Origin of the sequence: Plantibacter sp. MMLR14_011 (genome assembly GCF_001865025.1) — a bacterium.
Classification (GTDB): Bacteria; Actinomycetota; Actinomycetes; order Actinomycetales; family Microbacteriaceae; genus Plantibacter; species Plantibacter flavus_A.
Map to the genome: position 1 here is coordinate 81,580 of NZ_MJGW01000009.1, position 11,976 is coordinate 93,555.

General features: G+C 70.3%; 9 protein-coding genes. 1 reads left to right on the forward strand and 8 read right to left on the reverse strand.

The window, feature by feature from the left end; all coding sequences use genetic code 11:
* Positions 1–126: 126 nt before the first annotated feature.
* Entirely contained in the window at positions 127–1,914 is a 1,788-nt protein-coding gene (locus tag BIU99_RS06900) for an NAD(P)/FAD-dependent oxidoreductase (protein ID WP_071260500.1), read from the forward strand.
* A gap of 29 nt (positions 1,915–1,943) precedes the next feature.
* Here BIU99_RS06900 and BIU99_RS06905 read toward each other — a convergent pair whose 3' ends face one another.
* The 8 genes from BIU99_RS06905 to BIU99_RS06940 form a co-directional block, all read right to left on the reverse strand.
* A complete protein-coding gene (locus BIU99_RS06905; protein ID WP_240555582.1) occupies positions 1,944–2,939 on the reverse strand; it encodes a DNA-3-methyladenine glycosylase in 996 nt (331 codons plus the stop codon).
* Between the two features lie 91 nt (positions 2,940–3,030).
* Positions 3,031–4,980: a hypothetical protein gene (locus BIU99_RS06910; protein ID WP_071260438.1), complete on the reverse strand. Its 1,950-nt coding sequence runs from the start codon at positions 4,978–4,980 to the stop codon at positions 3,031–3,033.
* A 138-nt stretch (positions 4,981–5,118) separates the two neighbouring features.
* A complete protein-coding gene (locus tag BIU99_RS06915) occupies positions 5,119–5,670 on the reverse strand; it encodes a thioesterase family protein (RefSeq protein WP_071260439.1) in 552 nt (183 codons plus the stop codon).
* A gap of 124 nt (positions 5,671–5,794) precedes the next feature.
* The gene (locus BIU99_RS06920; RefSeq protein ID WP_071260440.1) at positions 5,795–6,229 is read right to left on the reverse strand and encodes a hypothetical protein; all 435 of its coding nucleotides are present in this window, start codon (positions 6,227–6,229) and stop codon (positions 5,795–5,797) included.
* An 85-nt stretch (positions 6,230–6,314) separates the two neighbouring features.
* Entirely contained in the window at positions 6,315–8,141 is a 1,827-nt protein-coding gene (locus tag BIU99_RS06925) for a hypothetical protein (protein WP_139205361.1), read from the reverse strand.
* A 69-nt stretch (positions 8,142–8,210) separates the two neighbouring features.
* Positions 8,211–9,335: a bifunctional 2-methylcitrate synthase/citrate synthase gene (locus BIU99_RS06930; RefSeq protein ID WP_071260442.1), complete on the reverse strand. Its 1,125-nt coding sequence runs from the start codon at positions 9,333–9,335 to the stop codon at positions 8,211–8,213.
* A 124-nt stretch (positions 9,336–9,459) separates the two neighbouring features.
* Entirely contained in the window at positions 9,460–10,359 is a 900-nt protein-coding gene (gene prpB / locus BIU99_RS06935) for a methylisocitrate lyase (protein ID WP_064294892.1), read from the reverse strand.
* A 31-nt stretch (positions 10,360–10,390) separates the two neighbouring features.
* Positions 10,391–11,914, reverse strand: coding sequence for an MmgE/PrpD family protein (locus tag BIU99_RS06940; RefSeq protein ID WP_254773591.1), 1,524 nt, complete (start codon positions 11,912–11,914; stop codon positions 10,391–10,393).
* Positions 11,915–11,976: the final 62 nt, after the last annotated feature.

An 11,976-nucleotide genomic window follows, 5' to 3' on the forward strand; every position in this document is an offset into this window, starting at 1 on the left:
TGCTCCGATCCGGTGATCCCAGCTGAGGCTCGCGAGTACACGCCTGGCGGCTGAGGAGCCCGGTCGCCGAGCGCCCTCCCCCGGTCACTGAGCCTGTCGAAGTGCGGCTGCGAATAGGGTGTGGTCATGCATTCCGTCGAGCAGTACGACGCCGTCATCGTCGGCGGCGGGCACAACGGCCTCACCGCCGCCGCCTACCTCGCACGCGCGGGCAAGCGCGTCCTGCTCCTCGAACGCCTCGACCATACGGGTGGAGCAGCCGTCTCGGAACGTCCGTTCCCCGGCGTGGACGCACGTCTGTCCCGGTACTCGTACCTCGTCAGCCTGCTGCCCCAGCGGATCATCGACGACCTCGGGCTCGACGTCCGGCTCGTCCGGCGCCGCTTCTCCTCGTACACGCCCGACCCCGCGAACCCCGGTACGGGTCTCCTGATCGACAACCGTGACGACGACGCCACCGTCGCGTCGTTCGCGTCCATCGGGCATCCGGAGGACGCCGCGGGCATCGCCGAACTGCACCGTCGGATCGGTCACCTGGCCTCGGTGCTCTGGCCGACGGTGCTCGAGCCGCTCCGCAGCCGTTCCGATGCGCGTGACGCGGCGATCGCCGCCGCCGCGGACCTCGGGGTGCCGGCCGCAGAGGTCGCGTCGATCTGGTCGGCGGTGTTCGACGAGCCGATCGGCCGTGCCATCGAGGACGCCGCGCGTTCCGACCTCGTCCGAGGTGTCGTCTTCACGGATGCGCTCATCGGCACCTTCGCCCGCGCCGACGACCCGACCTTGCAGCAGAACATCTGCTTCCTCTACCACCTGATCGGCGGCGGGACGGGCGACTGGGACGTCCCGGTCGGCGGCATGGGCGCGGTCACGGACGCACTGCGCCGAGCCGCCGAAGAGGCCGGTGCAGAGATCCGGACGCTCGCCGAGGTGACGTCCATCCAACCGGAGCACGGGCTCGTCACGTATGTGGACCTCGCCGCGGAAGCGGAGCTCGAGGCGCCCGAACCGGCGGCGGCGCAGGATCGGTTCCGGCCTCGCCCCGGGGTCGTCGTCCGCGGCGAGTGGATCCTGTCGGGCGCGGCTCCGGCGGTGCTGGAGCGCCTCCTCGACCCGGCGGCGGAGCAGCGGGCGGCCGCGGCCTCGTACGCCGCGTGGTCGGCAGCGCGGGGGACGCCGGTGCAGTGGCGTGATGCCGACTCGATCCTCGGCACGGCGCCAGCGCCGAAGGACGGTGTCCCGCATCCCGAGGGCGCCCAGGTCAAGGTGAACCTGTTGCTGCGGAGACTCCCCAAGCTCCTCGACCCGGCCGTCGATCCGGCGGCGGCGTTCGGCGGCACCTTCCACATCAACGAGGGCTGGGCGCAGCTGGAGCACGCCTACCTCGAGGCGGATGCCGGCCGGATCCCCGACCCGCTGCCGTGTGAGATCTACTGCCACACCCTGAGCGACCCGAGCATCCTGTCAACGGAGCTGCAGGCCTCGGGGGCGCAGACGCTCACCGTGTTCGGCCTCCATGTGCCGCATCGGCTCGCGGTCGCTGCGGACGCGGTCCCCGGCGGCCACGACGCCTTCCGTGACGCACTGCAGGCCGCGGTGCTGCGATCGTTGGACTCGGTGATCGCGGAGCCGATCGAGGACCTGCTGCTGCTCGACGCCGAGGGGCGGCCCTGCATCGAGACGCGGACGACGCTCGACCTCGAGCGCTCCCTGGCGATGCCGGGCGGGAACATCTTCCACGGCCCGCTGTCGTGGCCGTTCCTGGAGGACGACGCCCCTCGGTCGACGGCGGCCGAGCGGTGGGGCGTCGCGACGGCGCACCCGCGCGTCCTGCTCTGCGGCGCCGGGGCCCGACGCGGTGGCGCGGTCAGCGGGCTCGGCGGGCACAACGCGGCGATGGCCGTCCTGGACGCCTGACCCGCACGCCGTGGAGCACGCTGCCGCGCTCAGTGGTGGCGGTGGTCCTGGATGGTGATCTTCGGGCCGCGACGCGGCTTGTGGATGCCGCTCCGGCCGATGAGCCGCAGCACCCGCTGCCGGTGACCAGCCCAGGGTGCGAGCAGCTCGAGCATGCCGTCGTCGTCCACGGGTGAGCCGGTGAGCGCCTGACCCACCGAGGCTGCGAGGTGGTAGTCGCCGACACTCACGGCGTCGGGGTCGCCGTGCGCTCGGAGCGTCACCTCGGCGGCCGTCCATGCGCCGATGCCCGGCAGGCTCTGGAGGCGCCGTGACGCGTCATCGGGGTGCTCGTCGATCGTCCGCTCGATCGCGGCGGCAAGTCGCGACGACCGCACGACCGTCTCCGACCGTTGCGGCCCGACACCCGCCGTGTGCCACTCCCAGCTCGGAACCATCCGCCAGGTCTCGGCGGACGGCGCGACGACCATGCCCTCGGGTGCCGGCCCTGGTGCCGGGTCACCGTGTCGCCGCACGAGCAGGCGCCACGCACGCCACGCTTCGAGTGCGGTCACCTTCTGCTCGAGGATCGACGGCACGAGCATCTCGAACACGAGCCGGTTGCGGCTCAACCGCAACCCCGGGTTCCGTCGGGACACCTCGGTGAGGAGCGGGCTCCGGCTCACGTCGAGCTCCGACCAGTCGTCGTCGCGCCCCAGCAGCTCAGGCACGCCGGCGATCATCCACTCGGCTCCCGGACCCCAGGCGGTCGCCTCGACCCTGCCGTCGCGGACCGTCGAGACGTACAGCGTCGCGCCACCGTGCGGTGTCCGCGCCGTCAGCCAGACCCCGCCAGGCGTGCGGCGGTAGCAGGGTCCGTCGCCTCCCCGGGCGATCAGCCGCAGGGTGCCGTGGACGTCGAGTGGACCGCTCGGGCGGTACACCGTCCGCATCGGCTCCGCCTCGCGCGACACCGATCCGGTCGGCTGCAGCGCGGCCTCGACGGAGGACAGTGATGGAGCGGCGAACGATGCAGAGGCGGACATGGTGGTCACCCTACGTGGTGACCACCGACATCCGGCGACGCCGACGGCGGCTGAGGGGCGTGAGGATGCCTCACCAGCCGCCGACGATCCGCTATCGCACCAGGCGGAAGTCATACCCGGCCTGATCGATGAACGTTCCGTTCACGCGTTGCTCGACGCGTCCGCCCTGGTAGCGGCCCGGGAGGTAGTCCCGACTCCATTCGACGGTCCACGAGCCCGAGGAGTCGGCCTTCGTCGTCCCGAGTCGGGTGCCCCAGGCTCCGATGATCTCGATGTCGGCCAGCGGTGTCGCCGTGCCGGTGAACACGGGCCGCGTACCGGTGAGGGTGTCGCCGATCCTCGGCGACGTCACCCTGAGGACGGATGCGACGGTGAAGTCGTAGACGGAGCGGTGCGTCTCGACGCCGCCGATGATCTGTCGGACGGTGCCACCCGCGTACCGGGCGGGGAGCAGCGACTTGTTCCAGCTGATCGTCCAGCGTCCACTCGCAGCGACGGCCTCGGTGGTGCCGACGAGATCGCCCCATGCGCTCCAGATCTCGAGCCTCGCACCGGGCTGTGCCGTGCCGCTGAACACGGGCACCGACGAGGAGATGACGCCACCGCTCGCGGGCGACTCCACGACAAGCGGTGCGACGACCGCGCGGGCGGCCACGGTGAAGTCGTACGGCGCGCGAGACTGCTCCACCCCGTCGATCTCCTGGCGCACGGAGCCGCCGCTGTACCGACCGGGGGTCAGGCTCTTGTTGATCGGCGCCGCCCAGCGATGGTCGTCTCCGACCTCGGCTGCAGCGATCTCCGTACCCCAGGCACCGATCACCCGGATGGTCGCGCCCGGCTCTCCACGACCGCTGAACACCGGGTCTGCGGTCTCGATGGTCTCCCCAATGGCGGGCGAGAGCAGGGTGACGTCCTCGACCGGGCCCGGCTCGGGCGTGGGCTCCCGATAGGTGAACCGGAGCGGTGCCGTGGTGCGCTGTTCCCCGAAGACCTGCGTCGCGGTCGCGGTGTACGCGCGCGGCTCGAGCGTCCGGAGTGACTGCTGACTCCAGGCGCCGCTTCCGTCCACCTCGACGTCGACCAGCGTCACACCCGTCGTGTCATCGAGGACGGTCACCCGCGCGCCCGGTTCTCCGAGACCGGAGAACACCGGACGCGGATCGTCCACCGTGGCGTCGAGTGCGGGCGTTCGGACCGTCACCGCTGTGACGACGCGGTAGGTCAGCGACCAGTTCGCGGTCGAGTCGTCAGAGCGTTGACGAACGGTGCCGGACTGCGCTCCGGGCGCGAGATCGCGGGTCGGAACGGCAGACCAGGTGCCCTCTGCGGTGACGGTCGCCGTGGCGAGTGGTCCGGCGGACGAGTCGAGGACCTCGACGACCGCATCGGGCGTGCCTCGCCCGCTGAACACGGGACGTGGCTCCCGGACGACGGACCCGGGCGTCGGCGCTTCGAGGGTGACCGGGATGGCGACGGGGACGGGATCGAGTCCCTCCGGGGTGACCCGGTCGGCGTCCACGACCGAGCCGAACCCGCCCACGGCCAGCCTGCCGTCGAACTGACGGAGGAAGCCACCTGCTCCGCCGTTCGAGACGAGGCCGTATCCGCTGACACGGTCGTTCGCGAAGACCTCCCAGCCCCATTGCTGCGCGGTCGAGCCGGTGCAGACCGCCGGGTACACGTACTTGTAGGCCTGCGACGGATCAGGCTGGAGGCACCTCGTGACGCCTCCGACCGTGGTCGTGACCGGACCGGACGCGTCCACCGACGGGAACGTCCAGCGGCCGGATGCGGCGAGCGCCTGGTCGAGCGTGGCGTGCAGCGTCACCCTGGCCGGGTTCAGGACGTCCGTCGAGCCACCGACCGCAAAGAAGGCGTCCGAGCCGGAGGGGAACGCCTGGCCGACGAACCTGCCCTCGACCGAGGACACCACCGGGGTCGTGTCAGGCGCCGGCTCGGTGGCCCGGGCGGCCGGACCGGTGAGCAGACTCACCGTCATGCCGAGCAGACTGACGATGGCAATGGGGATGGGGAGTTTCATGGGCGACCTTTCGCAAGGGTGCGCCCGAGACGACCCGAGGGAGGGCCGTCCGGACGCACCGGCGGAGCGTTCGCGAACGAACGCGGTCAGCCTACAAGTATTCCAGTTGCTTAATCCAGTATGTCGACCGACTGGGAATCACCAGTCACTGGGAGCCGGTGCCTTCGTGGGCGGCAGAGCGACATCTCTCGCCCACTGCGCCTGCCACGCAGGGAGGTCTGCTGGAGCCGGGCCGGTGAGCTCAAGGAGCTCCGCGAGCGGGACCACGCCGCCCGACCGTTTCAGGAAGCGCCCTCGGACGATGGCCTGCGTGTAGATCTCGCCACCGACGACGACGCGGTGTTCGATGAACACGCCCTTGTCGTCGTAGCCCGTCACGCGGGTCTCGACGGTGAAGCGCTGCCAGGGCTGCAGCGATTTCCGGAACGTGATGCTCTCACTCGACACCACCGGGTACCAGCCCAGGTGCTTGAAGCGATCCCAGAGTCCGTTCCGGATCAGGAGGTCGCACCGGCCGAGGTCGAAGATCGACAGGTAGACACCGTTGTTCATGTGGCCGAGGACGTCGAGGTCGGTCGGCAGCACGCTCAACCGGATCCGTCCGACGTCCCAGGTGTCGAGGCGCTCGCCGCGGCGGGCTCGACGGCGGGACTGCAGGAACATGGCGATGGTGCGGAAGATGAGGTGCACGGATGCGACCGTATCCCGCCGGCGCGGCGTCGTGCACCACGGTTGTCCCGACTCGACAACACCCGGGTCCTGGGACGCCTGGCGACGTGTGGCGTCCGACACACCTGGGCCGGATCGCCGACGGTCAGTCAGCGGCGACGGTGTTGCCCTCCCCACTGTCGGTGACCACCGGCGCCGACGAGGTCGCGACCTTGTTGCCGTTGGCTCCCTCGACGAACGTGACGTTGTCGACGGTCGAGACGTTCACGAGGGTGATGGAGCTGTTGAACGAGAGGTTCACGACGGCTCCCGTCACGGTCACGATGCTGTTGGAGGCCTCCACGACGACGTTCTCGCAGTCGCCGTCGATGGTCACGTTCGAGCTGTCGTCGACGATGGTCGCCGTGCCGTCGACGCACTCATCGGTGACGTCGGGGATCGTGTACTCGGAACCGGTGGTGGACTCGGCGGCGACCGTCGGTGACGCGCTCGTCGTCGACGTCGCATCCGCGTCGGTGCATCCGGTGAGGGCGATGACGGCGAGGCCCGCGGCGGCGAGGAGGGTGGGTTGCTTGGGCATGGGTGCTCCTTCGGAGGCTCGGTAGGGGGAGGCAGGAGCCGCCGGCCCGGTGCAGTGACACCGGGCCGGCGGCCCGATGGTCAGCTCACTGGGTGAGGGTGAAGTCGTACCCGGACGAGGCGATGACCTTGCCGCCGACGGTCTCGGTCACGGTGCCGCCGAAGTACCGCGCCGGGAGATAGTCACGCGGCCAGGTGATGGTCCACTCCCTGGTCCGTGGGTCGGCGATCGCGGAGCCGAGGTCGGTGCCCCACGCGCCCGTGATCTGCACCCGCGCCCCCGGGTTCGCCGTACCGGTGAACACCGGCCTGGTGCCGGTGAGGGTGTCGCCGACTCTCGGCGAGGTGACGACGAGTCGAGGCTGGACGATCGTGAAGTCGTAGACGAAGGTGTGCGTCGGTACCCCGTCCACGAACTGCTTCACGGTGCCTCCGGCATACCGGCTCGGCAAAAGGCTCTTGTTCCATGTGATCGACCAAGCACCGCTCGCGTCGACCCGCTCCACTGAGCCGAGGACGTCGCCCCACGCGCCGCGGATCTCGATGCGCGACCCCGGCTCGCCGGTCCCACTGAACACGGGGGTCGTCTCACTGATCGTCTCGCCGCGCCTCGGCGACTCGACCACCAAGGGGGCGATCGGCTCGTCCGGCGCCCGGACGATGTTCGCCGTGAAGTCGGCGATCGTGATGCGGGAGGAACCGTAGGTGACCTTGCCGCCCGTGGCCTCGCCGACGGGAGCGTCGTCGTTCGCCCGCAGCGTGAACCTCAGCGTGGTCGCGCCGACCGGCAAGACACCCCCGATGCCCAACGCGTCGAGTGTGAAGGCCGGGTGGTCGACCGCAGTGATCCGCGTGTTCGCCGGGTGGTAGACGTCGATGCGCTGACCACCGGCATCGGCGTTGAACGTCGCCTCCACCTCCACGGACCGACCGGGGGCGAGCGTCGGCGTGGGGATCGAGGCGCCGGGCGCGAGCGGCGACGGGACCGTGAAGTCGAAACGCACCTGGACATCCGAACCGGTCCCGCTCTGGGTCGCGGTGCCCGTGTAGCGGCCGGGCTCGAGCTGGATCGACGGAACCGACCAGGACGTCGAGTCCAGGGGGACACTGGTGCTCGCGAGCAGGGCCTGCGCGTCGGTGCGGATCGAGATGGACGATCCGGGCTGCCCGATACCGCTGAACGTGGGGGACGGCGTGTCCACCGTGGCGCCGATCGCCGGCGTACGCAGTTCGAACGGCTCGATCGGGGCCAGCTGCGACTCCACGACGACGTCGGTGAGCGCGTCCATCGTGAGCTCGACGAAGGTGTCGGTGTCGGTCCCACCCAGGGAGTACCGACTCGACACCGGGTACAGCGCGTAGCCGGCGACCCACGTGTTCGAGACGTAGCGCCACTCGAAGTCCTGCGACGGGGAACCGGTGCACGTCCGGGCTGCGACGAACGCCCGGGAGCCGTCGCCGGCGGGCGTCAGGCAGAGCGTCGAGGAGGCTCCCACGCCGGTGATCGGCCCGGCCGCACCGACGGAAGGGAGGGAATACGTTCCCGCGAGCGACGCTGCTCCGCCCACCGAGGACGAGTACAGCCGCTGGACGTTCCGACCCGACTCCGGCGCGGAGAGCCCGACGTACGCCGAGGATCCACTGGACCGGTTCTGCAGGACGAGCTTGCCGATCACCCTCGAGGTGCCTGCCGAAGGGGCCACGGCGTCCGGCGCACCGGGGACGTCCCCGGTGCCGAACGCGTCACGGGGTCCGTCGTCGTGCTCCTGGGGGTCGGCGATGGAACCGACGGGCGGAGCGGCGGACGCCGGGACCGGGACTCCCACCGCGGTGAGCAGGATGGTCGCAGCGGCCAGGGCCGAGAGCGTGGATCGCAGGAGCAAGGAGCGCGGAGCACGAATCAGAGCAGTCACGAGGACCGAGGCTACTCATCTGGAATATCGCCATGGGGGCTGCCGCCGAATCTGTGGAGAACTCGTCCCTCAGTCGGTCGGCACGTGCCGCTCGTCGGGCCCGACGTACTCGGACAGCGGACGGATGAGCGCGTTCGACGCGAGCTGCTCGGCGATGTGCGCCGTCCACCCGACGATCCGAGCGGCGACGAACAGCGGCGTGAACGTGGCCGTGTCGAACCCGATCAGGTTGTACGCCGGGCCCGAGGGGTAGTCGAGGTTCGGCTTGATGTTCTTCCGCGCGACCATGTCCGCTTCGAGCGTCGTGTACAGCTCGAGGATCTCGGGCTTGCCGTAGTGCTCGGCGAGCCGCTCGAGCGCCTTGAGCATCGTCGGCACGCGCGAGTCGCCGTTCTTGTAGACCCGGTGTCCGAAGCCCATGATCTTGCGCTTCTCGGCGAGCGCCGCGTCGAGCCAGGCGCTGGCCTGGTCAGCCGTCCCGATCTCGTCGAAGACGTGCATGACGGCCTCGTTCGCCCCACCGTGCAGGGCGCCCTTGAGCGCGCCGATCGCTCCGGTGACCGCCGAGTACAGGTCGCTGAGGGTCGAGGTGATGACCCGGGCGGTGAACGTCGACGCGTTGAAGGAGTGCTCCGCGTAGAGGATCATCGACACGTCGAACGCGTCGACGACGACCGGATCGGCCTCTTCGCCGAAGGTCATGAAGAGGAAGTTGGCGCTGTAGCCGAGGTCGTCGCGCGGCGGGACGAGCTCGAGGCCGTGGCGGCGGCGCTGGTCGTACGCGACGATCGCGGGCAGCTTCGCGTACAGGCTCGCGGCCTTCACCGCGTTGGCCTCAGGGGTGTTCGTCTCGGCGGTCGGATCGTTCGCACCGATCACGCTGACCGCCGTCCGGAGGGCGTCCATCGGGTGGCTCGTCGTCGGGAGGAGGTCGATGGCCGCCTTGACGTTGTCGTCGAGTGCGCGCTGGCCCCGCTCCGACGACGTGAACTCCGCGAGTTCGGCCCCCGTGGGCAGTTCACCGTTCCAGAGCAGGTACGCGACCTGCTCGAAGCTGCAGTGCTCGGCGAGCTCCTGGACCGGATACCCGCGGTAGAGCAGCGAGTTCGTCTCCGGGTTCACCTTCGAGACGCTCGTCACGTCGACGACGACGCCGGCGAGACCCTTCTTGATGTCACTGGTCGCTTCGGTCATGCGTTGCTCCTTTGCGTACTGCCTGCGCGCGTCCTGCGCGCGTCGGTCGAGCTTGGCACCCGGCTCGCCCCTCGACAAGCTCGGGGAGCGGAGACCCAGGTGGTGTTCACCGGTGAGGGGACGCCTACCGGTCGATGGTGAAGTTGAAGACCGAGGTGTCGAAGCGGTTGTAGCCCTCGTAGTCGATCAGTTCGTAGAGGTCGGCACGGTGCTGCATCTCACCGAGCTTGCTCGTGAGCGAGCCCTCGTCGTTCAGCGTGTCGAGCGCACGACCCGCGGCACCCATCGCGATGCGGAGGAGCGACACCGGCCAGATGACGAGGTTCACGCCCACATCGGCGAGCTGCTGACTCGTGAACAGCTCGCTCTTGCCGAACTCCGTCATGTTGGCGAGGATCGGCACGTCGACCGCGTCGCGGACGGCGGCGAACTCCTCGAGCGACCGCATCGCCTCGGGGAAGATCGCGTCGGCTCCGGCGTCGACGAGCTGCTTGGCCCGGTCGATCGCGGCGTCGAGCCCGTCGACGGCGGCGATGTCGGTGCGCGCCATGATGAGCAGGTTCGCATCGCGCCGGGCGTCGACGGCGGCACGGATCCGGCCGAGTGCGGTGGAGGTGTCGACGACCTGCTTGCCGTCGAGGTGGCCGCAGCGCTTCGGGTTGACCTGGTCTTCGATGTGGAGCCCGGCGAGCCCGGCGTCCTCGATCTCCTGGACGGTGCGCGCGACGTTCATCGGCTCCCCGAAGCCGGTGTCGGCGTCGACGATCGCGGGCAGCTCGGTCATCCGGGCGATCTGCTTGGCGCGACCGGCGACCTCGGTGAGGGTCGTCAGTCCGATGTCGGGCAGCCCGAGGTCGGCGGAGAGCACCGCGCCGGAGATGTAGACGCCGTCGAAGCCCTTCTGCTCGATGAGCCTCGCCGAGAGCGGGTTGAACGCGCCCGGGAAGCGCAGCAGCTCACCGGTGGCGAGTCGCTCCCGGAACAGCCGGCGCTTCTCTGCCGGCGTGGTCTCGCTGTACAGCATCAGCACGGTCCCTTCTGGAGGTCGGCCGGCATCAGAACAGGCCGGTCGGGTGGGGTGCCGAGGCGAGGACCCCGGAGGCGGCCTGGATGCTCAGCTGCTTGACCTCGTCGGCGTCGAGCTCCGGGAGGCGTTCGGCGAGCGCGAGGAAACGCTCGATCTCCTCCGCATCGAGGACGTCGGCGGCGAGCGTGCGGAACTTGTGGACGTAGTCGGCGCGCGCGAACGGCCGGGCTCCGAGCGGGTGGGCGTCGGCGACGGCGATCTCGTCGACGATGGTCGACCCGTCCGTGAGCGTGATCTCGATGCGCCCGCCGAACGCCTGTTCGGCCGGGTCGAGCGAGTGGTAGCGGCGCGTCCACTCAGGGTCCTCCGCCGTCGAGATCCGGTGCCACAGCTCGACGGTGTCAGCGCGGGTGGCGCGTTCGGGACGGTAGGAGTCGACGTGGTGCCACGCGCCGTCCTGCAGCGCCACCGCGACGATGTAGGGGATGGAGTGGTCGAGCGTCTCGCGCGACGCCGTCGGGTCGTACTTCTGCGGGTCGTTCGCGCCGGAGCCGATGACGTAGTGCGTGTGGTGCGAGGTGTGGAGGACGATGCGGTCCACGGCTCCGGGCACGAGGACTTCCGGGTGCTCGTGGTGCAGCTTGCGGGCGAGGTCGATCCACGCCTGCGCCTGGTACTCCGCCGAGTGCTCCTTCGTGAAGGAGTCGAGGATCGCGAGCTTCGGCTCACCGGCGCCGGGCAACGGGACGTCGTAGGAGGCGTCGGGGCCGTCGAGCAGCCAGGCGACCACGCCGTCCTCGCCCTCGTAGATCGGTGACGGGCTGGTCTCGCCGCGCATGGCCCGGTCGACGGCCTCGACCGCCATCTTGCCGGCGAATGCGGGAGCGTGCGCCTTCCAGGTGGAGATCTCGCCCTTGCGCGACTGGCGAGTGGCCGTCGTGGTGTGGAGTGCCTGGCCGATCGCCTGGTGGATGGTGGCCTGGTCGAGGCCGAGCATCGTGCCGATGCCGGCGGCGGCGCTCGGGCCGAGGTGTGCGACGTGGTCGATCTTGTGTCGGTGCAGGCTGATCGCCTTCGCGAGGTCGATCTGGATCTCGTAGCCGGTCGCGATCCCTCGGACGAGGTCGGCGCCCGTGCAGCCGACGTGCTGGGCCACCGCGACGATGGGCGGGATGTTGTCGCCCGGGTGCGAGTACTCGGCGGCGAGGAAGGTGTCGTGGAAGTCGAGCTCGCGCACGGCGACGCCGTTGGCCCAGGCGGCCCATTCCGGGGAGACGCGGCGGGCGAGGTCGGGCCCGAACACCGTGGCACCGTCGCCGCCGGTGCTGACGGGGTGGCTGAGCGCCTGGGCGCGAGCCGAGGAGACGGGCCGGCGCGTGAGCGAGGCGGCTGCGACGGCGGCGTTGTCGATCACCCGGTTGATGATCATGTCGACGACCTCGGGCGTCACCTCCACCGGATCGGTCGCGACTCGGGCGAGCTGCCAGGCGAGCTGTCCTTCGCGGGCGAGGTTCTCGTCGCTGCGATGGACGCGCAGGTGGTGCTGGATCACGGGTGTTCCTTTCGGGTGCGGCCCGTCCGAGTGTGCTGCGGGGCGTCGCATCCTCCAGCCTA